The sequence below is a fragment of the Amycolatopsis sp. NPDC114504 genome, assembly GCF_055633595.1.
Genome location: NZ_JBVKDU010000006.1, coordinates 848,836 through 874,301 on the forward strand (window position 1 = coordinate 848,836; position 25,466 = coordinate 874,301).

Genomic DNA, 25,466 nt, shown 5'->3' on the forward strand with positions numbered 1-25,466 from the left:
ACCCGGCGCCCGCGAGGGGCACCGCTGTTCGCCGCGCCCAACCTGCGGTACACCGTCTACAGTGCGGGGAAGGCCCCTTCAACGCGTTCCGGGCCGGGTCGACCGGCTCGGCACGCCCGACCCCGGCCGAACCGCACCCGGCGCCCCGCGAGGGGCATCTTCATGGCCTAAGAGCTGTGAAGGTGCCCCTCCCGGCTTTTCGGGATGTCACTGGTCGCCGCGCCCAGCTTGCGGTACACCGTCTCCAGGATCCCCGCGGCCTCCTCCGGCCGGACCCCCAGTGCCTCCGCGATCGCCTCGATCGCCGTCGCGTCGGCGGCCAGTTCGGCGACTCGCAGCTCCACCTCGCTCAGCAGCACGTTCACTGTCCGCCCTCGGCGTCGGCGAACTCGCCCGCCAGTGCGGCCCGGCCGGCCACGCCCAGCTTGCGGTACACCCGGGTCAGGTGCTGCTCCACCGTGCTCACGGTGATGTACAGCGTCTCCGCGATCTGCCGGTTCGTCCGGCCCTCCACCGCCAGCTCGGCCACCCTCAGCTCCGCTTCGCTCAGCACGGACGCCGACTGCGACGCCGGCTCGGGGCGCACCACCGGGCGGGGCGCCGCCGGCCGGGACCTCCCCTGGCGCGGCACGTGCACCGCCTTCACCAGGCTCCCCGCCCGCTCCGCGCGCTGGCTCAGGTGGTTGATCGTGCGCATCGTCTTCGCCAGCTCCAGCCGGTCGCCGGACGCCCGGAACGCCTCCGCCGCCCGGTTCAGCAGGCCCGGGCGGGCCGCCGCGTCGCCGGCCAGTGCCAGTACCCGCAGGGCCGACCCGCGCGAGTACGCGTCGGCCGGGCCGGCCAGTGACTGCTTGGCCAGCTCGACGGCGATCGCCGTGTTGCCCAGCCCCAGGTTCGCCTCCGCGAGGTCGGCCTGCCACGGCAGGACCGCCGGGAGCTCCAGGTCCTGCTCGTGCAGGATCCGGCGGCACTGCTGCAGGTCGCTCACCGCCGCGAGACCGCGGTTGGTCGCCAGGTGGAAGTGCCCGCGGGCCCGCAGGTAGCGGACGCCGCCGAGGGTCGTCCACGCCGCGTCCGGCAACGGGTGCCGGAGCACCGCCGCCGCGTCCTTGAACGCCCCGGCCGCGGTGTGCGCGATCAGCAGCGTCGCCAGCGGGTAGCTGATCGCGACGCCCCAGTTCGGCGCGTCCAGCATGCCCAAGGCCCGGCTCCCGAGGTCGACGGCGCCCGGGACGTCGCCCCGGCGCAGCAGCAGGCTCGCGCCGATCGCGTCGAGCATCGCCTTCCACGTGATCGCGCCGCGGTATTCGGCTTCCTCGCTGAGCGACGTGCACCAGCCTTCCGCGCGGTCGGCCTTGTCGTCGTGGGCCAGCGCGAGGATCGCCGTCGCCAGCGCCTCCAGCGAGGTGTCCGACAGCCGGCAGTTCTGCAGGATCCGTTCCGCGCACGCCGACGTCGTCTCGGTGCCCCCGGTGCGCCACACCGCGGCCAGCGAGTTCGCCGTGTGCAGCCAGGGATCGCCCGGGTCGGCCGTCGTCGTCGAGACGCCGTGGTGCCAATAACCCGCGAGGATCAGCTCCGCGGACGTGCGCGGGTCGAGCGGTTCGACGTCGTGCTCGAGCGCGGCGAACGAGCGCTCGAAGGTGTCCCGGTCGCCCAGCCACAGCGACTGCCGCGCGAGCCCCAACCGGTCGGAGGAGTCCAGCGAACCCGCCTCGCGCAGCGATCTCAGGTGCGGCGCGGCGGCGGCCGGGTTGACGCGCCAGGTGATCTTGGCGAGCAGCTGGGAGATCGTCTGCTGCTCCCACCGCGCCGTCGAGACGGACGCGGCGAGCTTCAGGCAGCGGGTGGCGAACTCGATGTCGTCGGCGAGCATGACCTGCTCCGCCGCCGCGACGAGCACCGGCAGCGCCCACTCGGGCTCCGCCTCGCCCGCGGCGACGAGGTGCCGGGCGACTTCGGCCGGGCTCAGCCCGCGGGCGTGCTTGACCTCGGCGGCCCGGGCGTGCAGCCGGACCTTTTCGGGCCCGCGCAGCCCGCAGACCACCGCGGCGGCGGCCGAGGGCCGGAACCGGACACCCGCGACCAGGCCCGCGTCGGCGAGCCGTCCGGTGGACGTCTCGGCCTCCAGGGGGTCGACCCCGGCGACGATGGCCACGGCCTCGGTCGTGACGTCGCTGTCCAGCACGGCGATCGCGGTCGCCACCTCGCGCAGCGGCGAGCCGTAGCGGTGCAGCAGCCGCTGGACGGCCTCGGAGTAGGCCGAGCCGGTGTCCACGCTGCCGCGGTGAGCGTCGACCAGGGCCCGGACCAGCAGCGGGTTCCCGGCGCTCAGCTCGTGGATCTGCTCGGGCAGCCCGGCACCGGCGGCCGGCACCAGCTCGGCGATCGCCTGGACGGACAGCGGCGTCAGCTCGACGTGCCGGTGCGGCAGCGAGGTGAACGGCGAATCCGCGTACGACCCGTCGGCGTGGTTCAGGACCAGCAGCAGCGCGGCGGACGGCGCCCGCCGCTGCAGGCGCAGCAGGAGCCGCGCCGAGGTCTCGTCCACGTGGTGGAGGTCGTCGACCGCGACCAGCACCGCACGTTCGCGGGCCAGCCGGTGGATCGCGCTGCACAGCTCGGCGATCCGGTCATCGACGTCGTCGGTGAACGGGCCACCGGTCAGCGACGGCGGCAGCAGCGGGTTCGCCAGCAACTGGTCGATCACCCCGCCGTCCACGTCGCGTTCGTCGGCGGCACCGGCGGCGGTGAGCGTGACGATCCCCAGTTCCTTCGCCCGCACCACCACCTGGTGCTGCAAGTGTGTCTTCCCGCTGGCCGGTCCCCCACCGACCAGCACCGTTTCCCCTGTGCCGGCGTCGCATTCGATCAGCAGGTCCTCGAGAAAAGCCAAGGCCCCCTGCGGATTTTCGCGGCGGTTCTGCCCCCAGATCGCGCCCATCGCAAGCTCCTCGAAGCAGGCGGTTGTCTTCCTGCCCCTACGACGTTCGCAGCAGGCGCCTAAGCAGGGCCAACCGCAACCTAAAGTCACCCAACGGAGTGAATCGCACACAGTTTCGGTAGGGGTTGTCAGCGCGGGGAAAGCCCCGAACACTTCGGAAACTGTGACTGCTGTGAACGAAAGAACGAGCCGGTGGATCCGGCGCTTCCACGCGGCCGACGACGCCGCCGTGCGGCTGGTCTGCCTGCCGCACGCGGGCGGGTCGGCGACCGCGTACTTCCCGTTCTCGCGCGCGGCCGCCGGCGCCGGGCTGGACGCCGACGTCGTCGCCGTCCAGTACCCCGGCCGGCAGGACCGCCTCGGCGAGAGCTGCTACGACGACGTCGACACGATGGCCGACGCGATCGCCGACGACCTCGGCCCGTGGTTCGACCGCCCGGTGGCGCTCTTCGGCCACAGCATGGGCGCGACGCTCGGCTACGAGGTCGCCCGCCGGCTCGAAGCGCGGGGCGCGCGGCCGCTGGGCCTGTTCGCCTCCGCCTGCCGGGCGCCGTCCGCCCAGCGGATCGAGTACGTCCACCAGCGCGACGACGACGGCCTGATCGCGGCCATCCGGGAGCTCAGCGGCACCGACAGCGCCGTGCTGGGCGACGACGAGCTGCTGCGCATCGTGCTGCCCGCGATCCGCGGCGACTACACGGCGGTCGAGACGTACAAACACCGTCCTGGGCGGGAGCTGGAGTGCCCGATCCAGGTGCTGGTGGGCGACAACGACCCGGTGACCGACCTGGCCGAGGCGGACGCCTGGCGCGCCCACACGACCGGCGAATGCGTCGTGGAGGTGTTCCCCGGTGGGCACTTCTACCTGAACGACCAGCTCGACGGCGTGCTGGCCAGTGTCAAGGCCCGGCTGGGTGACTGGATCCCCTAGGGGGTGGGGTGGGGAAACCCCAGGCGGAGTTCAGGTGCGGACCCCATGGTCCGGGAGGGCCCAGTCCGCGAAACTTGGTACATCGAGAAAACGACCCGCCCCTCGGAGGTAGTCATGATGGCGATCCAGACCGTTCCCGGCGTCACCCAGCGGATGCTCCCCACCGGCCACCTCCAGCTGAGCTGCCGCAACTCGAGCCGCCAGGTCGAGTGCGAGCCGGTGGCGGCGGCGATGTGGATCGCCCTGAAGCAGCACAACGGCGACGTCGACCGCGCGAGCGCGGTGCTGGCGGCGCTGTGGGAGACCGACGTCGAGGACACGCGGTACGACATGATGCTGCTGGCGGGCTCGCTGTGCTCCCTGGGGCTGCTCGCCGAGGTGTGACGGGCTTGAAGAGGCGGTGCACGGCTCGGGTCGCCGTACACCGCCTTTTTGCTGCGCTCACGAACTTTCACGGCGCGCACAAACGAAAGGGACCGCCTCCGGCGCCGTTGGCGGAAGCGGTCCCTTGATCCCGGCCGGGGGAGGCAGCCGGGAGACTCAGCCCTGCGACTCCAGTTCCTCGTCCAGCATCGCGAACAGCTCGTCCGCGCCGGCCTCCTCGAGTTCCCGGTCGGCCGGGGAGAACGTCGCCACCAGTTCGCGAAGGCGGCCGAGAACCGCGGCGCGAGAAGACGAACCCAACGCGCGCAGCTCGGTCTCCAGGTCCGTCAGCCGGACCTCCACCGCGGACGGCGGTTCGGCCAGCCCGTCGCCGAGGAACGCAGCCAGCGCGCCGGCCGACGGGTGGTCGAAGATCAGCGTGGCCGGGAGACGTTGTCCCGTCAGGGATTCCAGGCGGTTGCGCAGCTCGATCGCCGTCAGGGAGTCGAAGCCCAGCTCGATGAAGCCCTTGCGCGGGTCGATCGCGTCGCGGCGTTCGTGGCCCAGTACCACCGCCGCCGTGCCGCACACCAGGTCCAGCAGCGCCCGTCCGCGCTCGGCCGCCGGCAGGGCGACCACCCGGGACCACGAGTCGTCGACGACCTCCGCACGACGTCGCGCGCCACCGCGGACCAGGCCGCGCAGCATCGCCGGGACGCTGTGCGCGTCCGCCCGCACCCCGGACATGTCCAGCCGGACCGGCACCAGCGACGGCTGCTCGGTCCCGAACGTCGCGTCGAACAGCGAAAGCCCGTCCGCGAACGACAAGCCGAGCACGCCCGAGCGTGCCATCCGGATCAGGTCGGTGTCCGCCAGCTCGCCCGACATGCCGCCCTCGGACCACAGCCCCCACGCCAGCGACACCGCGTGCCGCCCGGAGGCCGCCCGGTGGTGAGCCAGCGCGTCCAGGAAGACGTTCGCCGCCGAGTAGTTCGCCTGGCCCGCCGCGCCTAGCGTGCCGCCCGCCGACGAGTACAGGACGAACGGGACGTCCAGGTCCGCCGTGAGCGCGTGCAGGTTCCACGCCGCGTCGACCTTCGGCCGCAGCACCGCGTCCATCCGCTCGGGCGTCAGCGCCAGCAGGACGCCGTCGTCGACGACGCCGGCCGTGTGCACGACCGCCGACAAGTCGACACCCGTGAGCAGCTCGGCCACCGCGTCGCGATCGGCGAGATCGCACGCCGCGAGCGAAACCTCGGCGCCCAGCTCGGTCAGCGACGAAACCAGCTCCGAGGCTCCCGGCGCCGAAGCACCGCGACGGCTCGTGAGGAGCAGGTTCTTGACGCCGTGCTCGGTCACCAGGTGCCGCGCGATCAGCTGCCCCAGCACGCCGGTACCGCCGGTGACCAGCACCGTTCCGGCAGGATCCAGGCGAGCCGGTTCCGACGTGGGCACGAACTTCGCCAGCCGGTGCACCAGCACCGCGCCGTCGCGCACCGCGACGCCCGGCTCGTCGGCGTACATCGCCCCGAGCACCGCGTCGAGGGGCAGGTCACCACCGTCGACGTCCACGACCATGAACCGATCCGGGTACTCCAGCTGCGCCGTCCGGATCACGCCCCACAGCGCGGCGTGCGTCAGATCGTCGACGCCCTCCTCCGGACGCGTCCCGATCGCGTTCGCCGCGACCACGACGAGCCGGGACGACGCCAAAGTCTCTTCGGCGACCCAAGCCTGGGCCAGCGCCAGCAACCGATGCGTCGCCTCGCGCGCCGCGCCAGGAGACGCCGTCGCGGGCGCCACGAACGGCGCGAACACCACGTCCGGCGCCACCCCGGCGGAAACCAGCGCGGGAAGGTCCACATAGGACTTACCCGGCAGTCCGAAGCCGACCCCGAGCACCGCAGAGGAGACGCCCGAAACGGCGTCGCCCGCGAACGGCTGCCACTCGACGCGGAAGAGCGAGTCGTCCACCGCCGAGCGCGTGGCGCGGAACGCGTCGGCCGCGATCGGCCGCAGCGACAGCGATTCGACGCTGAGCACCGGCGCACCGGTGGCGTCGGTCGCACTCAGCGAGACGGTGTTCTCGACGTCCGAAGAGATCAGCACCCGCAGCTCGGCCGCGCCGGCGGCGTGCAGCGACACGCCCGACCACGCGAACGGCAGCACCGGCCTGTCCTCCGTCGGCCCGGCGAGGCCGATCGTGTGCAGCGCGGCGTCGAGCAGGGCCGGGTGCAGGCCGAACGCCGAGGCGTCCGCGTCCTCCGGCAGCGCGACCTCGGCGGCCAGCGTGTCGCCGTCCTGCCACACGCGGCGCAGCCCGGCGAACACCGGCCCGTAGTCGAAGCCCTGGGCGGCGAGGTCGTCGTAGCGGGAGGTCACGTCGATCTCGACCGCGCCCGCGGGCGGCCACTCGAGGACCGCGGCCGGCCCACCAGCCGAAACGGACAGCCGGCCAGTACCGTGCTGGACCCACTCCGCCGAGTCCTCGGCCTGCGAGAAGATGCCAAGAGAGCGCTGCTCCGATTCGAGAGCACCCACGACGACCTGCAGCCGGACGGCCCCTTCCGGGGGCACGATCAGCGGCGCGGCCAGGGTCAGCTCGTCGAGCCGTCCGCAGCCGACCTCGTCGCCCGCGCGGACCGCCAGCTCGACGAACGCCGTCCCGGGGAACACCAGCGAGCCCTGCACGACGTGGTCGGCGAGCCACGGCTGGGTCCGCGCCGAAAGCCGGCCGGTCAGCACGGCGCCACCCGAGTCGGCCGCGACGACGACGGCACCCAGCAGCGGGTGCTCGGCGTCGCGCTGCCCGACCTCGGCGACGCCGCGGACGCGGGCACCGGTCGGGTTCTCCAGCCAGTAGCGCTTGCGCTGGAACGCGTACGTCGGCAGTTCGACGACCGTGCCACCGGCGTAGAACGCCGAGAAGTCCACAGTGGACCCGCTGACGAACAGCGACGCCACCGCGGCGGCCGCCGACTCGGCTTCGGGCCGGTCCTTGCGCAGCACCGGGACGAACGTCGCGTGGTCGTCCGCGCCCAGGCAGGTCTGGCCCATCGCGGTGAGCACGGCCGACGGCCCGACCTCGACGAACGTCGTGACGCCCGCGTCGAGCAGCGTGCGGATCCCGTCGGCGAACCGGACGGCGTCGCGCACCTGGCTCACCCAGTACTCCGGCGAGGTCAGGTCGGCGTCCGGCGAAACCGTCGAGATGACGGGGATCTCCGGCGTGCGGTAGGTCAGGTTCCGGGCGATGAAGGCGAAGTCCGCGAGCATCGGCTCCATCAGCGCCGAGTGGAACGCGTGCGAAACCTTCAGCCGCGTCGTCTTTTCGAACTTGGAAGCCACGGTGAGCACCGCGTCCTCGTCGCCGGAGAGCACCACGGACGCGGGCCCGTTGACGGCGGCGATCGACACGCCGTCGGTCAGCAGCGGCACGACGTCGGCTTCGGCCGCCGCCACGGCCACCATCGCGCCGCCGGTGGGCAGCGCCTGCATCAGGCGCGCCCGGGCGGTCACCAGCGTGCAGGCGTCTTCGAGCGAGAGCACGCCGGCGACGTGCGCCGCGGCCAGCTCGCCGATGGAGTGCCCCAGCAGGTAGTCCGGCTGGACACCCCAGGACTCGAGCAGCCGGAACACCGCGACCTCGATGGCGAACAGCGCCGGCTGCGTGTATCCGGTCTCGTCCGAGCCGAGCACGGACTTCAGCGGGACGTCGAGGTGCTTGTCCAGCTCGGCGGCCACCAGGTCGAAGACCTCGGAGAACGCCGGGAACGCGGCCGCCAGCTCCAGGCCCATTCCGGCGCGCTGCGCGCCCTGGCCGGTGAACAGGAACGCCGTGCGTCCCGCCCCCGCCACACCTTCGACGACACCGGACGGGCGGCCCGCCGCGTACTCGGTGAGCACCCGGATCGCGCCCGCGCGATCGGCGGCGACGACCCCGGCACGGTGCTCGGCCAGGGTACGGGTGGTCGCCAGCGAGTAGCCGACGTCCACAGTGGATGCGTCCACAGTGGTCAGCTTGCCCGCCTGCGCCTTCAGGGCTTCCGAGTCGTTGGCCGAAAGCAGCCAGGTCACCGGACCTTCCTCCGGGGAAGGAGCGGCCACCGGGTCGCCCTGCTCGACGATCACGTGCGCGTTGGTCCCGCTGATGCCGAACGACGACACACCGGCGCGGCGCGGCCGGCCGGTCTCCGGCCACGGCCGTTCGGCGGTGAGCAGCGAAACCGTGTCCGTCCATTCGACGTGCGGCGATGGCTCTTCGGCGTGCAGCGTGCGCGGGAGGACGCCGCGCCGCAGCGCCTCGACCATCTTGATCACGCCGCCGACGCCGGCCGCCGCCTGCGTGTGGCCGACGTTCGACTTGAACGACCCGACGTGCAGCGGCCGTTCGGGCGTGGCCACCTTGCCGTAGGTCGAGATCAGCGCCTGCGCCTCGATCGGGTCGCCCAGCTTGGTGCCGGTGCCGTGCGCCTCGACGGCGTCCACATCGGACAGTTCCAGGCCGCCGTCGGCCAGCGCCGCGCGGATCACCCGCTGCTGCGCCGGCCCGTTCGGCACGGTGATGCCGCTGGACGCGCCGTCGGAGTTCACCGCGCTGCCGCGCAGCACGGCCAGCACGTGGTGACCGTTGCGCCGCGCGTCGGAAAGCTTTTCCAGCAGCAGCATCCCGGCGCCCTCGGAGCAGCCGACGCCGTCGGCGCCGCTGCCGAACGCCTTGCACCGGCCGTCCGGGGACAGCCCCTGCTGCTCGCTGAAGTAGACGAACATGTCCGGCGTCACCATCACGGTCACGCCGCCGGCCAGCGCCAGCGAACACTCGCCGCGGCGCAGCGCCTGGGCCGCCCAGTGCAGGGCGACCAGCGACGACGAGCACGCCGTGTCCACCGACACCGACGGGCCTTCGAGCCCGAGCGTGTAGGAGATGCGGCCGGAGACCAGGCTGCCGTCACTGCTGCCGGCACCGTAGTCGTGGTACATGACGCCCGCGAAGACGCCGGTCTTGCTGCCCCGCAACGTCGAAGGCACGATGCCGGCGCGTTCCACGGCCTCCCACGCCGTCTCCAGCACGATCCGCTGCTGCGGGTCGAGCGTCTTGGCCTCGCGCGGCGAGATCCCGAAGAACTCCGGCTCGAAGTCGGCGGCTTCGTAGAGGAAGCCGCCCTCCTTCGAGTACGTCGTCCCGGGCCGGCCCGCGGGGTCGAAGATCGACGCGGTGTCCCAGCCGCGGTCCTCCGGGAACTCGCCGATGGCGTCGGTGCCGCCCGCGACGAGGTCCCAGAGCTCCGAAGGCGTCGTGACGCCGCCGGGGTACCGGCAGCCCATGCCGATGATCGCGATCGGCTCGCTCATCGCCGCGGTGAGCTTCTGGTTGTCCGCCTTGAGCCGCTCGTTGTCCATCATGGACTGACGCAGCGCGGCGACGATCTGCTCGGTGGACGGCGCCTGGGTCACTTCGAGTCCCCTCCATCGGTCTGGGTGCCCGCCATCGCGGACTTGACCAGGTCGGCCAGGTCCATCCCGGCGATCGCGGCCACTTCGTCGGTTCCGTTGGCCTCGGCGACCTCTTCGACCGGCTCGCCCAGCTCGGGCAGCAGCTCGCCGAGCAGGAAGCGGGTCAGCGGCAGCGGGCTCGGGTAGTCGAAGATCAGCGTGGCCGGCAGGCGCAGCCCGCAGGCCGCCCCGAGCCGGTTGCGCAGTTCCAGCGCGGCCAGCGAGTCGATGCCCAGGTCGGTGAAGCCCTTCTCGACGCCGACCGCCGAAGCGTCGTCGTAGCCGAGGACGGCCGCCGCGTGCTCGCAGACCAGCTGCAGCAACGCGGATTCCCGCTCGTCGGCCGACATCCCGGTCAGCTTGTCGGCGAACCCGGTTTCGGGTGCCGCCGTCGCCGGGCCCGCCGCCGCGGCCGCCCGCCGTGGGGTGGCCGTGACCAGGCCCCGCAGCAGCGGCGCGATCCGGTCGGCTTCCCGCAGGTCGGCGAGCTTCACCGGCACCAGCGTGGGCTCACCGGCCGCGAGCGCGGCGTCGAAGAGCGCGAGACCGTCGGTGACGGCCAGCTCCGCGACCCCGGACCGGGCGATGTGCGTCAGGTCGACCGCGTCCCCGCTGCCTTCCCACGGCCCCCAGGCCAGCGCCGTCGCCGGGAGGCCCAGCGCCGCACGGTGCTCGGCGAGCGCGTCCAGGAAGACGTTGCCCGCCGCGTAGTTCGCCTGCCCGGCGGCGAGCAGCAGGCCGCCCGCCGAGGAGTAGAGGACGAACGCCTTGAGGTCCAGCGACGCGGTCAGCTCGTGCAGGTGCCAGGCCGCGTCCACCTTCGGGCGCAGGACGTTCGTGACCTGCGACGGCGTGAGCGCGCTGAGCACCGCGCTGTCCATCTGCCCGGCGGCGTGCACGACGGCGGTGAGGTCGGGCAGCGAGCCGATGAGCGTGGCCAGCTCGTCCCGGTCGGTGACGTCGCAGGCCGCGACGGTCACCCCGGCGCCCAGCTCCTCGACCAGCTCACGCGCTCCCGGCGCGTCGAGGCCACGGCGGCTGGTCAGGACCAGCTTCCGGGCGCCGCGGGCGACCAGGTGCCGAGCGAGGTGGCCGCCGAGCAACCCGGCGCCGCCGGTGATGAGCACCGTGCCGTCGGCGTCCCACTCGACCGGGTCACCGATCGTGGTGACCTTGGCCAGCCGCGGGACGCGGACCTCGCCGACCCGGACGATCGCTTCCGGCTCGCCGGAGGCGACCACCGCGGGCAGCGCCCGCATCGACTGGGCCAGGTCGTCGACGTCGACCACCTGGATCCGGCCGGGGTTCTCCGCCTGCGCGGCCCGGACGAGACCCCAGACCGGCGCCTGCGCGAGGTCCGGGCTCTCCGCCACGGCGTTGCGGGTGACGACCAGGAGCTTGCCTTCGAAACCGTCGAGCCAGGTCTGCAGCCGGCCCAGGGTTTCCTGGACGGTCGCGTGGACCCGCGCGGGGACGTCGCCTTCGGTCGAGCCGACCGGCAGGACCAGGACGTCGGCCGCCACCAGTTCTTCGTGCGTCGGGACGCCGAGACCGAGGTCGTCGGTGCCGAGCACGGCCCAGCCCTCGATGGACTTGACCAGCCGGACACCGGCCGCGGGCTGCCAGTCGATCCGGTAGAGCGAGTCGGGCACCTTCGCGCCCAGCTGCCCCTCCGACACCGGCCGCGTCACCAGCGACTCGATCGAGGCGACCGGCGAACCGGTCGCGTCGGCCAAGGCGAGCGAGGCGTCCTTGCCTTCCTTCCGGACGTGCACCCGCAAGGTCGTCGCCCCCGCGGCGTGCAGCGAGACCTGGTTCCAGGCGAACGGGATCGTCGTCTCGGTCAGCGCCTTCGGGCCGCCAGGGACGAGGAAGTCCGTGGCACCCAGCGCCGAGTCGAGCAGCCCCGGGTGGAGGCCGAACTCGCTCGCCGCGGTGCCCTCGGGCAGCGCCACCTCGGCGAACACCTCGCCGTCGCGCAGCCACACCGCGCGCAGGTTCCGGAACACCGGGCCGTAGCCGAAGCCGAGTCCGGCCAGGTCGTCGTAGAGGCCGGTGAGGTCGACGGCTTCCGAGTTCTCCGGCGGCCACACCGAGAGGTCGAACTCCGCGGGCTGAGCCCCGGCGGCCAGGGTGCCGGCCGCGTGCTGGGTCCAGACGTCCTCGATGCGGGAGTGCACCGACAGCTCGCGACGGCCGCCCGCGCCCGGAGCGCCGACGACGACACGGATGTCGACGCCGCCCTCGGCCGGCAGCAGCAGCGGAGCCTGCTGGGTGAGCTCCTCCAGGACGTCGCAGCCGACCTGGTCACCAGCGTGCAGGGCCAGCTCGACGTACGCGGTGCCCGGCAGCATCGTCCGGCCCATCACCACGTGGTCGGCCAGCCAGGTCTGCCGGTCGACCGCGAGCCGGCCGGTCAGCACCGCGCCGCCGTCGGGCAGCTCCACCAGCGCACCCAGCAGCGGGTGCCCGGCGGACTTGGCGCCGAGCGAGCCGACGTCACCGGCCCGTTTCGTCGCGTTGAGCCAGTAGGCCTTGTTCTGGAAGGCGTAGGTCGGCAGGTCCACAGTGGACGCGCCGCGCCCGGCGAACACAGCGGCCCAGTCGGGCTTCGCACCCCGCGAGTACAACGTGGCCAGCGCCGTGAACAGCGTGGACACCTCGTCGCGGCCCCGGCGCAGCGCGGGCACGCCCACGACCCGGTCGGGCCGGTCGGCGACGGAGGTGTCGCACTCGCGGGCCATGCCGGTCAGGACGGCGTCCGGGCCCAGCTCGACGAACCGGGTGACCCCGGCGGAAAGGAGCGTGCCGACGCCGTCGGCGAAGCGGACGGCCTCCCGCACGTGGTTCACCCAGTACGCCGGCGAGCAGAGCTGCTCGGCGGTGGCGATCCGGCCGGTCACGTTGGAGACGACCGGGATGGTCGGCGCGGTGTAGGTCAGCTTCTCCGCCACCACGGCGAACTCGTCCAGCATCGGCTCCATCAGCGCGGAGTGGAAGGCGTGCGAGACGACCAGCTGCTTCGTCCGCCGTCCGGCGTTCTTGAAGGCCGCCATCGCGGCCTGGACCGCGGCCTCGGGGCCGGAGATGACCACCGAGCGCGGGCCGTTGACCGCGGCGACGTCCACGCCGGCCGGGAGCGCGGCGCGCACCTCGTCCTCGGTGGCCGCGATCGCCGCCATGGCTCCGCCGGAAGGCAGGGCCTGCATGAGCCGCCCACGAGCCGCGACCAGGGTGCACGCGTCGACCAGGGAGAGCACCCCGGCGACGTGCGCGGCGGCCAGCTCGCCGATCGAGTGCCCGGCGACGTAGTCCGGCGTGATGCCCCACGACTCGACCAGGCGGTAGAGCGCGACCTCGATCGCGAAGAGCGCGCACTGCGTGTACGCGGTCTCGTTCAGCAGCGGGCTGCCGTCCCGGATGACGTCCTTGAGCGGGACCTCGGTGTCGAAGAGGCCACAGGCCTCGTCGAACGCGCCGGCGAAGACCGGGAAGGCCTCGTACAGCCGGCTTCCCATGCCCGGCTGCTGAGCGCCCTGCCCGGTGAACAGGAACGCCGTCAGGTCGGCCGCGCTGGTCGCGCCGGTCACCGTGCCCGCCGGGGTCCCGCCGGTGGCGAGCCCGTCGAGGGCCTTCAAGGCGGCGTCCCGGTTCGCCGCCAGGACCACCGAGCGGTGGTCGAGCGCGGCCCGCCCGGTGGCGAGCGAGTAGCCGACGTCGGTCAGGTCCAGCTCCGGGTTCGACCGGATCCACGCGGCCATCCGGGCCGCCTGGTCGGCGAGCGCGGCGGCCGTGGTCCCGGCGATCGGGAGCGGAACCGTCGGCAGCTCCGGTGCCGTCCGGCGTGGACGTTCCACAGTGGACGGCGGTGCCTCCTCGATGATGATGTGCGCGTTGGTACCGCTGATGCCGAACGACGAGACGCCGGCGCGGCGCGGACGCCCGTTGGGCAGCCACGGCCGGGCCTCGGTCAGCAGCTCGATGTCGCCCGTGGTCCAGTCGACGACCGGCGACGGCGCGTCGATGTGCAGCGACTTCGGCAGCGTGTTGTGCCGCATCGCCTGCACGACCTTGATGACTCCCGCCGCACCGCCGGACGCCTGCGCGTGGCCGATGTTGGACTTCACCGAGCCCAGGTACAGCGGCCGCCCGTCCGGACGGTCCTGGCCGTAGGTGGCCAGCAGCGCCTGCGCCTCGATCGGGTCACCCAGCTTGGTGCCCGAACCGTGCGCCTCGACGGCGTCCACTTCGGACGGTGTCAGGCCGCCCGCCGCGAGGGCCGCGTGGATCACGCGCTCCTGCGACGGCCCGTTCGGCGCGGTGAGGCCGTTGGACGCGCCGTCCTGGTTGACGGCGCTGGAGCGGACCACCGCGAGGACCTCGTGGCCGTTGCGCTGCGCGTCGGACAGCCGCTCCAGCAGGAGCAGGCCCGCGCCCTCGGCCCAGCCGACGCCGTCGGACGCCGCGGAGAAGGACTTCGACCGGCCGTTGGGCGAAAGCACACCCTGACGGCTGGAGTCGACGAACAGGTCCGGCTGCGAGAGCAGCGTGACACCGCCCGCGAGGGCCAGCCCGCACTCCCCCGCCCGCAGCGCCTGCACCGCGAGGTGCAGCGTGACCAGCGAGGACGAGCACGCGGTGTCGACCGTCATGCACGGGCCCTCGAGGCCGAGCAGGTAGGAGATGCGGCCGGAGACGACCGCGCCCGAGCTGCCGTTGGGGATGTAGGCGGCGACGTCGAGGGGCGCGCCGGGAACGCGGCTGCCGTAGTCGTCGTACATCGCGCCGGTGAAGACGCCGGTCATGCTGCCGCGCAGCGCGGTCGGGTCGATGCCGGCCCGCTCGATGGCCTCCCACGCCGTCTCCAGCAGGAGCCGCTGCTGCGGGTCCATGGCCAGCGCCTCGCGCGGGCCGATGCCGAAGAACGCCGGGTCGAAGTCGGTGCCTTCGTGGAGGAAGCCGCCTTCGCGGGCGTAGGTCTTGCCGCGCTTGCCGCGCTCGGGGTCGTAGATGCTGTCGATGTCCCAGCCGCGGTTGGTCGGGAACTCCGAGACCGCGTCGACCTCGTCGACCAGCAGCTGCCAGAGGTCCTCCGGCGACCGGACGCCGCCGGGGTACCGGCAGGCCATGCCGACGATCGCGATCGGCTCCTGCATCGACGCGTTGGTCCGGGTCGTGGTGGCCGGGACCTTGGCGACCGCGCCGAGCAGCTTGCCCTTGACGAAGTCCGCCACCGCCTTGGCGGTCGGGTGGTCGAAGATCAGCGTCGCCGGCAGGGTCAGCCCGGTCGCGGTGCCGAGCAGGTTGCGCAGCTCGACCGCGGCGAGGGAGTCGAAGCCCAGCTCCTTGAACGCGCGGGTGCCGTCCACTTCGGACTTGTCGTGGTAGCCGAGCACGGTGGCCACCTGCGTGCGGACGATGTCCAGCAGGACGCGGTCACGCTCGTTGTCGGCCAGCGCGGCCAGCTCGGCGGCCAGTGCGTTGTCGGCCGCCTTCGCCGCCTTGGCGGTCCGGCGGGCCTTCGGCGGGACGAACCCGCGCAGCAACGCCGGCAGGTCGTCGGTCCGGGCCCGCAGGGCCGCGACGTCCACCCGCAGCGGAGCGATCACGGCGTCTTCGGTGGCGGTTGCCGCGTCGAACAGCGCGAGACCCTGTTCCGCGGTGACCGCGGGGAGGCCGAGCCGCGCCATCCGGGCGAGGTCGGCCTCGGCCAGCTCGCCGCCGAGGCCGGTGTTCTCGGCCCACAGACCCCAGGCCAGCGCCGTCGCCGGCAGGCCCGAAGCCCGCCGGTGGGCGGCGAGGCCGTCGAGGAAGGCGTTGGCGGCGGCGTAGTTCGCCTGGCCCGCGGGCAGCACCTGGCCGCCGGCGGAGGAGAACAGCACGAACGCGGCGAGGTCGTGGGTCAGCTCGTGCAGGTGCCAGGCGGCGTCGACCTTCGACCGCAGGACCGAGTCGAGCCGGTCCTGGGTCAGCGAGTCGAAGACGCCGCTGTCGGCCGTGCCCGCCGCGTGGACCACGGCGGTCAGGTTGTCGATCGCCCCGAGCAGGCTCTCGACCTGGGCGCGCTCGGTGACGTCGCACGCTGCGACGCGCACCCGGGCCCCGAGGTCCTTCAGGTCTTCGACCAGCTGCTTGGCGCCCGGCGCGCCGAGCCCGCGACGGCTGGTGAGCACCAGGTCGGTGACGCCGTGCTCGGCCACCAGGTAGCGGGCCAGCAGGCTGCCGAGCCCGCCGGTGCCGCCGGTGATCAGCACGGCGCCCGCTCCCCAAGGGGAAGCGCCGTCGGACTCCGTCTTGACGTACCGCGGCACGAGCACCGCGCCTTCGCGGATCGCGGCCTCCGGCTCGCCGGAGCCGACGACCGCCGCAATCGACGCGGCCGCCGTGTCGGAATCGGCGTCGACGACGAACACGCGACCGGGGTGCTCGGCCTGCGCCCCGCGGGCCAGGCCCCAGAGCAGCCCCTGCGTGACGTCCACAGTGGACTCGCCGGCGGGCACCGCGTCCTGCGTCACCACGGCCAGCTTGGTGATCCCGAACCGGGACTCGCCCAGCCAGGCCTGCAGCTCGGCGAGCAGCCACGCGGTGTTCTCGCGGGCCGCCACCGGGACGTCCCCTTCGGCGCCCGGCACGGTCACCGTGATCAGGGCCGGTACCGGCTCGCCGCGGTCGATGGCCGCGACGAGGTCGGCGAACCCGGCGTAGGTGGCGGCCACCCCGACGCGGCCGCGGCCGATGGCGACCACCGCGGCGTCGGACTGCGGCACGGACACCGGCTGCCAGGCGATCTTCAGCAGCGAGCCGTCGGTCTCGGCGGCCGACGCGGTCAGCTCCCGGCGGACCGGGCGTGAGACGAGCGAGTCGATGGTCGCGACCGGGCGGCCCTCGCTGTCGGCCACCTCGATGGCCGACACCTCGTCGCCGTTCAGCCGCTCGATCCGCACCCGCAGCACCGAGGCGCCGGCGGCGTGCAGCGTGACGCCGTTCCAGACGAACGGCAGCAGCGTCGCGCCGCCCGGGTCGCCGAGGAGGTCGGCGTGCATCGCGATGTCGAGCAGCGCCGGGTGCAGGCCGTAGAGGCTCGCCGTCGACGCCGCCGGTTCCGGCAGCGCGACCTCGGCGAAGACCTCGTTGCCCCGCTTCCAGGCGGCCGTGAGCCCCTGGAAGGACGGGCCGTAGCCGTACCCGCGCTCTTCGAGCAGGTCGTACGCGCCTTCGACGTCGATGCGGTTCGCCCCCGCCGGCGGCCATTCGGTGAGCCCGGCGGGCTCGGGCCGCGGCGCGGCGGACAGCGTGCCGATCGCGTGCTGGGTCCACTCGTCGCCGTCGATCGGGCGCGAGAAGACGGTGACCGGGCGGCGGTCGCCGTCGGCCGGACCGACCACGACCTGGAGCGCGACGGCACCGTCCGGCGGCAGGATGAGCGGCGCCTGCAGCGTCAGCTCTTCGACCGTCGAGTGCCCGACCTGGTCGCCGGCCGCGATGGCCAGCTCGACGAACCCGGTGCCGGGCACCAGGATCGCGCCCTTGACGACGTGGTCGGCGAGCCACGGCACCGACCCGGCGGACAGCCGGCCGGTGAGCACCGTGGTGTCCGAACCGGACAGCGGCACGACCGCGCCCAGCATCGGGTGCGGCAGCGGCTGCTGCCCGACCGCCGTCACGTCGCCGGACGGCGTCGCGTCGAGCCAGAAGCGCTTGTGCTGGAAGGCGTACGTCGGCAGGTCGAGCCGGATCGGGCCGTCGCCGAGCACGCGGTCGAGCTTGGCGGCACCGCGGGTGTGGAGGCGGCCGAGCGCGGCCAGCGCGGTGCGCACCTCGTCCCGGTCGCGACGACCGAAGGGCACGAACGCGGCCTCGGCGTCGATCTGCCGGCCGAGCGCGGTCAGCACGCTGTCCGGGCCCAGCTCGAGGAACGTCCGCACGCCGTCGGCGGTCAACGCGGTCACCGCGTCCCCGAAGCGGACGGCTTCGCGGACGTGCGTGACCCAGTACTCCGGCGAGGTCAGGTCCGCGCTGGGCGAGACCGTGGAGAAGATCGGGATCCGCGGCGCGTGGAACGTCAGGCCCGCGGCGATCTCGCGGAACTCGTCGAGCATCGGCGCCATCAGCGGCGAGTGGAACGCGTGGCTCACGCGCAGCCGGCGCGTCCGGATGTCGGCGACCGTGGCCGCCCGCTCGATGCGGGCCACGATGTCCGCGACCCCCGAGACGACGACCGACGCGGGACCGTTGACTGCGGCGACGCTGACCTCGTCCTCGAGCCCGCGGATCAGCTCCCGCGCGGTCTCCTCGGACGTGGCGAGCGAAACCATCGCGCCCCGCGGCTCGCCCAGCGAGCCCATGAGCCGTCCACGGGCCGCGACGAGAGCGGCCGCGTCCTCAAGGGAAAGCACCCCGGCGACGTGCGCCGCGGCCAGCTCGCCGATCGAGTGGCCGGCCAGCGCGTCGGGCACGATCCCCCACGACTCGGCGAGCCGGAACTGCGCGACCTCCACCGTGAACAGCGCGGTCTGGGTGTACTGCGTCTGGTCGAGCAGGCCGCGGTCGGCGAGCGCGGTCGTCCCGAGGACGACGTCCCGCAGCGGCACGTCGAGCAGCGGGTCGAGCGCGGCGCACACGGCGTCGAACGCGTCCGCGAAGACCGGGTAGGTCTCCGCCAGCGCGGCGCCCATCCCGACCTGCTGCGCGCCCTGCCCGGAGAAGAGAAACGCGAGCTTGCCCTCGGTGACGACATCGCCGTTCTGCTCGCCGCTGGCCAGCGCGTCCAGGCCGTCGGCCAGCTCGGCCGGGGTCCCGGCGACCACCACGGCGCGGTGCTCGAGCGCCGCGCGGGTCGAGTTCAGCGAACGCGCCAGCTCGGCGACGGTGAGGTCGTCGTGGTCGGCGAGGTACTCCCGCAGCCGGGCGGCCTGGCCGCGCACGGCGGCCGGGGTGCGGCCGGAGAGCGCGACGGGGACGACGGCCTCGGGCTGCGGCTCGGCCGGCTGCGCGATCTCGGCGTCGGCCGGAGCCTGCTCGATGATCACGTGGGCGTTGGTGCCGCTGATGCCGAACGACGAGACGGCGGCGCGGCGCGGGTGACCGTTGGGTGACCAGTCGCGCGACTCGGTCAGGAGCCGCACCGCGCCGGTGTCCCAGTCGACCACAGTGGACGGACGATCGACGTGCAGGGTCTGCGGCAGCTGCTCGTTGCGCAGCGCCATCACCATCTTGATGATGCCCGCGACACCCGCGGCGGCCTGGGTGTGGCCGATGTTGGACTTGATCGAGCCGAGCCACAGGGGCTGGTCCTCGGCGCGGTCCTGGCCGTAGGTGGCGAGCAGGGCCTGCGCCTCGATCGGGTCGCCCAGCGTGGTGCCGGTGCCGTGGCCTTCGACGGCGTCCACTTCGGACGGTGCGAGACCCGCGTCGGCCAGTGCCTTCGCGATCACGCGCTGCTGCGAGGGCCCGTTGGGGGCGGTGAGGCCGTTGGACGCGCCGTCGTGGTTGACCGCGGAGCCCTTGAGCAGCGCGAGCACCGGGTGGCCGTTGCGCTTGGCGTCGGAAAGCCGCTCGACGAGCAGCATGCCCGCGCCCTCGCCCCAGCCGGTGCCGTCGGCCGAGTCGGCGAACGAGCGGCAGCGGCCGTCGGCGGACAGGCCGCGCTGGCGGCTGAAGTCGACGAAGGTGTCCGGAGTGGACATCACGGTGACACCGCCGGCGAGGGCGAGCGTGCACTCGCCGCGGCGCAGCGCCTGGACCGCCCAGTGCAGGGCGACCAGCGACGACGAGCACGCTGTATCGACCGTGACCGTCGGGCCTTCCAGGCCGAGCGCGTAGGACACGCGGCCGGAGACGACGCTGGCGAGGCTGCCGTTGCCGAGGTAGCCCGCGATGTCGTCGGAGACGGTGCCGAGACGGGTGCCCCAGTCGTGGTACATGACGCCGGCGAACACGCCGGTGGCGCTGCCGCGCAGGGAAACCGGGTCGATGCCGGCCCGCTCGAACGCCTCCCAGGACACCTCGAGCAGCAGGCGCTGCTGCGGGTCCATGGCGGCCGCCTCACGCGGGCTGATCTCGAAGAAGTCGGCGTCGAACTCGGCGGCGTCGTGCAGGAACGCGCCGTGCTTGACGTAGCTGTGGCCGGGCTTGCCGGGCTCGGGGTCGTACAGCGCGTCGACGTTCCAGCCGCGGTCGGCCGGGAACGGCGTGAGCGCTTCTTCCCCACCGGCGACGAGCCGCCACAGGTCTTCCGGCGTCGCCACGCCACCCGGGTAGCGGCAAGCGATGCCGACGATGGCGATCGGCTCCTCCGGGTCGACGGTGGTCACCGGCGTGATCGGCGTCGTGGGCGCCAGGCCGGCGACCCGCGTGACGAGGTACTCGGCCAACGCCCGCGGGGTCGGGTGGTCGAACACCAGCGTCGCGGGCAGCCGCAGGCCGGTGACGGAGTCGAGGATGTTGCGCAGCTCGACCGCGGCGAGGGAGTCGAAGCCGATCTCGCCGAAGGGGCGGGACGGACTGATCGCCGACGGGCCGTCGTGGCCGAGCACGGCCGCGACGTGGGTGCGCACCAGGTCGAGCACCGCGCGGTCGCGGTCGGCCTCGGACAGCGAGACGAACCGCTCGGCGAACTGCCGCTCCGGCGTGAGTTCGCCCGTGGTCGCGGCGACCCGGCGGCGGCTCGCGGGAACCAGGCCGCGCAGCAGCGCCGGGACGTCGTCGCGAGCGCTCAGCGCGGCGCGGTCGACGCGGGTCGGCACGACGCCGGCCGTCCCCGAGGCGATCGCGACGTCCAGCGCGGCCAGGCTCTCGGCCGCGGTCAGCGGGGCGAGGCCCAGCCGCCCGATCCGACCCAGGTCCTTTTCGGACAGTCCGGCGCTCATGCCGAGCGCTTCGCCGTCGTCGGTCCACAGGCCCCACGCCAGCGACGTCGCGGGCAGGCCCTGCTCGCGGCGGTGCTCGGCGAGGGCGTCGAGGAAGGTGTTGCCCGCCGCGTAGTTGGCCTGACCCGCGCCGTCGACCAGACCGGCCGAAGACGAGAACAGGACGAACGCGGCCAGGTCCGAAGTCAGCTCGTGCAACGCCCAGGCGGCGTCGACCTTGGGGGCGAGGACGGTGTCGAGACGCTCTTCGGTGAGCGAGCCGATCAGGGCGTCGTCGAGCACACCGGCGGTGTGGACGACGGCGGTCAGCGGCTGCTCGATCTTCTTCAGCGCGGCCGACAACGACCGCTTCTTGGTGACGTCACAGGCGATGACCTGCACCGTCGCGCTCTCGGACAGCTCGGCGACCAGCTCGGCCGCGCCCGGGGCGTCGCTTCCGCGGCGGCTGAGCAGCACCAGGTGCCGGACGCCGTGGGTGGTGACGAGGTGGCGCGCGACCTGCGCGCCGAGGCCGCCGGTGCCGCCGGTGATCAGCACGGTGCCGTCGGGCTGCCAGGCCGGCGCGTCGGTGGCCAGGCGGACCAGCCGCGGGGCCAGCACGCGGTCGCCGTCGACCCGCACCTCCGGCTCGCCGGACGCGAGCGCGGTGGCCAGCGTCGCGGCGGTGGTCTCGCCCTCGATCAGGACGATCCGACCCGGCTGCTCGGCCTGCGCCGAGCGCACCAGCCCGCGCACCACGGAGTCGGCGAGCGAGCCGCGGGTGTGCAGCACGAGCTTGGCCGAGGTGTCCTCGGCGAGGAACGACTGGAGGATCTCCAGAACGTGGTGCGCGGTCCGGCGGGCGGCAGCGGGAACCCGCCCGCGTTCGTCCGGAACACTCACGAGCCTGACCTCACCCGGATCCGCGTCGGACGCCGCGACCGGCGTCCACTCGACGGTGTGCAGCAGGTCCTGGGCCCGCGGGCCCAGGTCGGCGCCGCTGACCGGGCGGGAGCGGAACGACTCGACCGACAGCACCGGCGTCCCGGCCGGGTCGGTGACCTCCAGGGAGACACCGCCGGTGGCGGGCGACGTGATTCGCACCCGCACCTCGGTCGCGCCGGAAGCGTGCAGCCGCACGCCGGTCCAGGCGAACGGCAGGCGGATCTCGTCGGCTTCGCGAGCCTCGCCAGGGGCGAAGTCGGTGGCGTGCAGGACGGCGTCCAGCAGCGCCGGGTGGATGCCGAAGGAGTCGTCCCGAGCGGGCAGGGCGACCTCGGCGAACACGACGCCGTCGCGCTTCCACGCGGTGCGCAGGCCCTGGAACAGCGGGCCGTAGCCGTAGCCCTGCGCGGCCAGCTCCTCGTACAGCTCGTTCGTGGCGACGACCTTGGCGCCGGACGGCGGCCACTCGGTCATCGGCGCGGGTTCGGCGGCCGGCGCCTCGGCCAGCACGCCGACGGCGTGGCGGGTCCAGGCGACGTCCTGCTCGGCGCGTGAGTAGAACTCGATGGTGCGGCGGCCGTCCTCGACCGGGCCGACCACGGCCTGCACCTCGACGCCCCGGCCCTCCGGGACAGCAAGCGGTGCCTGCAGGGTCAGCTCGTCGACGACGTCGCAGCCCGCGCGCCCGGCGGCGTGCAGGGCCATCTCGACGAACGCGGTGCCGGGCAGCAGAGCCGTGCCGGCGATGGTGTGGTCGGCCAGCCACGGGTGCGACCGCAGGCCGATCCGGCCGGTCAGGACCAGGCCGTCGTGGTCGGCGAGGCCGATCTCGGCGGCCAGCAGGGGATGCCCGGAAGCGAGCTGCCCGAAGTCGGTGGCGCCGCGCGCGGTGAGCCAGAAGTGCTTGCGCTGGAAGGCGTACGTCGGCAGGTCGACGGCGTTGGCCGGGCCGAAGAACGCGGTCCAGTCGACCGGGACGCCGCGGGTGTGCAGGCGGCCGAGCGCGCCGGCGAGGGCCGGGACCTCGGCGTGGCCGCGGCGCTGCGCGGGGACGAAGGCGATGTCGCCACCGTGCGGGCCGGTGGCGGCCATGGCCGCGAGGACGGCGTCCGGGCCGACCTCGATCGCGGTGGTGACGCCGGCCGCGGCGAGCGCGGCGACCCCGTCGGCGAACCGGACCGGCCGCCGCACGTGGTAGAGCCAGTAGCCGGGCGAGCACAGCTCTTCGGTGGTCGCCAGGCGGCCGGTGACGTTCGAGATGACCGGGATGGACGGCGGCGCGAAGTCGACGACCTCCAGGACCTCGCGGAACTCGGTGAGCATCGGCTCCATCAGCGGCGAGTGGAACGCGTGCGACACGCGCAGCTCGCTGGTCTTGCGGCCCTGCGCCCGGAACACCGAGACGACGCCCTCGACCGCGTCACGCTCGCCGGAGACGACGACCGACGTGGGACCGTTGATCGCGGCGATGCTGACGCCGTCGGTGAGCAGCGGGCCGACCTCGTCCTCGGTCGCGGCGATCGCGACCATCGCGCCGCCCTCGGGCAGCGCCTGCATGAGACGGCCACGCGCGGCGACGACCAGGCAGGCGTCCTCCAGCGACCAGACGCCGGCGATGTGCGCGGCGGCCAGCTCGCCGATCGAGTGCCCGAGCAGCACGGCGGGCTTGACGCCCCACGACTCCAGCAGCCGCGCCAGCGCGACCTCGATCGCGAACAGGGTGCACTGGGCGTACTGGGTGCCGTTGAGCTCGTCGGCGTCGTCGCCGAAGAGGACGTCGCGCAGCGGGCGGTCCATCTGCACGTCGAGGTGGTCGATGGCCTCGTCGAAGACCTCGGCGAAGACCGGGTGGGCCAGGTACAGCTCCTTGCCCATGGCGAGTCGCTGCGCACCCTGGCCGGTGAACAGCATCGCCAGCTTGCCCGGCGTGCGTTCGCCGGTGACGACGGCGGAATCCTGCTCTCCCGCGGCGAGCGCGCGCAGGCCGCGGATCGCGTCCTCGGTGGTCTCGGCGACGACGACGGCGCGGTGGTCGTGCGCGGCGCGCGTCCCGGCCAGCGAGTAGCCGACCTCGGTGAGATCCGCCGTCTCCACTGTGGACACGAGCTTGCCCGCCTGCGCCCGCAGGGCTTCCTCACTGCGCGCCGAGACGACGAGCGGCACGACCGGCAACGGCTGGGTGTCGACGGTTTCGTCGGCGGTCTCGGGCGCCTGCTCGATGATGACGTGCGCGTTGGTGCCGCTGACGCCGAACGACGAGACCCCCGCGCGGCGCGGACGCTCGACCGCGGGCCACTCGCGGGCCTCGGTCAGCAGCTCGACCTCGCCCGCGGTCCAGTCGACGTGCGGGGTCGGCGCGTCCACGTGCAGGGTCTTCGGCAGCCGGCCGCGGCGGATCGCCTCGACCATCTTGATCACGCCGGCCACGCCGGCCGCGGCCTGGGTGTGGCCGATGTTGGACTTGATCGAGCCGAGCAGCAGCGGCGTCTCGCGGCTCTGGCCGTAGGTGGCGAGCAGGGCCTGCGCCTCGATCGGGTCGCCGAGCCGGGTGCCGGTGCCGTGCGCCTCGACGGCGTCCACTTCGGACGCTTCCAGCCGGGCGTCGGCGAGCGCGCGGTGGATGACGCGCTGCTGCGACGGGCCGTTGGGGGCGGTGAGGCCGTTGGACGCACCGTCGGAGTTGATGGCGGTACCGCGGACGATCGCGAGCACGGTGTGCCCGTTCGCGACCGCGTCGGAAAGGCGTTCCAGCACCAGGACGCCGACGCCTTCGGCGAACCCGGTGCCGTCGGCGGCCGCGGCGAAGGCCTTGCAGCGGCCGTCTTCGGCGAGGCCGCGCTGGCGGCTGAACGCGGTGAACGTGCCGGGCCCGCCCATGACCGCGACGCCGCCGGCGAGGGCGAGCGGGGTCTCGCCGCGGCGCAGGGCCTGGACGGCGAGGTGGAGCGCGACGAGCGAGCCGGAGCACGCGGTGTCGACGGTCAGCGTCGGGCCTTCGAGGCCGAGCGCGTAGGCGACGCGGCCCGAGACGACGCTGGGCGCGTTGCCGGTGAGCATGTAGCCGTCGAGGCCGTCGGGGGCCTCGTGCAGGCGCGGGCCGTACTCCTGGGCCTCGGCACCGATGAAGACGCCGGCGGGCGTGCCGCGCAGCGTCGTCGGGTCGATCTTGGCGCGCTCCAAGGCTTCCCACGCCGTCTCGAGGACGAGCCGCTGCTGCGGGTCCATCGCGGACGCCTCGCGCGGGGCGATGCCGAAGAAGCCCGCGTCGAACTCGCCGGCGTCGGGCAGGAACCCGCCAGAGGTGACGTAGCTGCTGCCCGGGCGGTCCGGGTCCGGGTCGTAGAGGCCGTCGAGGTCCCAGCCGCGGTCGGTCGGGAAGCCGGTGATGGTGTGCACTTCCTCGGCGACGAGCCGCCAGAGGTCCTCGGGCGAGGCGGCCCCGCCCGGGTAGCGGCAGCCGATGCCGACGATCGCGACCGGCTCGTCCGTGTCGCCCGACCGTGCGGGTCCACTGTGGACGACCTCGGCACCGAACACCGCCGCGTGCAGGAAGCGCGCGACGGCGACCGGCGTCGGGTGGTCGAAGGCCAGGGTGACCGGCAGGTCGAGCCCGGTGGCCTCGGTGAGCCGCGCGTGCAGCTCCACCGCGGCCAGCGAGTCGAACCCGTGGTCGGAGAACGCCTTTTCCGGGTCGAGCACCGCCGGGACGTCCGGCCGGGCCGCCAGGAGCGCGGCCCGGGTGGCGTCGTGGACGACGTCGGCCAGGAATGCCGCGCGGTCACCGGAGGGCAGTTCGGTCAGCCGCTCCGCGAACCCGGACGCCCGATTCGATTCGGTCTCAAACTCACGCATTCCGCACTCCACCGCTGTAGCAAGCCAGCACTCAAGGTCGTCTTTTTCGATCGTAGGTCGGCGCGCGACGCGGCCGGATCCCCTGAAAACG

The 25,466-nt window shown here is 73.6% G+C and carries 6 protein-coding genes; 2 read left to right on the forward strand and 4 right to left on the reverse strand.

All coding sequences use genetic code 11. The features are described 5' to 3' along the window. Positions 1-167: 167 nt before the first annotated feature. Both ACZ7PG_RS45655 and ACZ7PG_RS45660 read right to left on the reverse strand, forming a co-directional pair. Positions 168-365 carry a hypothetical protein gene (locus tag ACZ7PG_RS45655; protein WP_470245455.1) on the reverse strand — a complete coding sequence of 66 codons (198 nt, stop codon included), beginning with the start codon at positions 363-365 and terminating at the stop codon, positions 168-170. Continuing rightward, complete coding sequence (locus ACZ7PG_RS45660) at positions 362-2,944, reverse strand: helix-turn-helix transcriptional regulator (RefSeq protein WP_470245456.1); 2,583 nt, start codon at positions 2,942-2,944, stop codon at positions 362-364. Before ACZ7PG_RS45660 ends, ACZ7PG_RS45655 begins: the two co-directional genes overlap by 4 nt. Before the next feature lie 172 nt (positions 2,945-3,116). On the opposite strand from ACZ7PG_RS45660, the gene ACZ7PG_RS45665 reads away from it, so the two are divergent. Both ACZ7PG_RS45665 and ACZ7PG_RS45670 read left to right on the forward strand, forming a co-directional pair. Beyond that, positions 3,117-3,875 carry a thioesterase II family protein gene (locus tag ACZ7PG_RS45665; RefSeq protein ID WP_470245457.1) on the forward strand — a complete coding sequence of 253 codons (759 nt, stop codon included), beginning with the start codon at positions 3,117-3,119 and terminating at the stop codon, positions 3,873-3,875. A 114-nt stretch (positions 3,876-3,989) separates the two neighbouring features. After that, positions 3,990-4,259 (forward strand): hypothetical protein, encoded by a 270-nt coding sequence (locus ACZ7PG_RS45670; protein WP_470245458.1) that lies wholly within the window; start codon positions 3,990-3,992, stop codon positions 4,257-4,259. Between the two features lie 156 nt (positions 4,260-4,415). Here the strand turns inward: ACZ7PG_RS45670 and ACZ7PG_RS45675 are convergent, their stop codons facing one another. Beyond that, on the reverse strand, positions 4,416-9,692 hold the full coding sequence (locus ACZ7PG_RS45675; RefSeq protein WP_470245459.1) for a type I polyketide synthase: 5,277 nt from the start codon (positions 9,690-9,692) through the stop codon (positions 4,416-4,418). Beyond that, positions 9,689-25,375: an SDR family NAD(P)-dependent oxidoreductase gene (locus ACZ7PG_RS45680; protein WP_470245460.1), complete on the reverse strand. Its 15,687-nt coding sequence runs from the start codon at positions 25,373-25,375 to the stop codon at positions 9,689-9,691. The genes ACZ7PG_RS45675 and ACZ7PG_RS45680 overlap by 4 nt, the downstream gene beginning before the upstream one ends. Between the last annotated feature and the right edge of the window lie 91 nt (positions 25,376-25,466).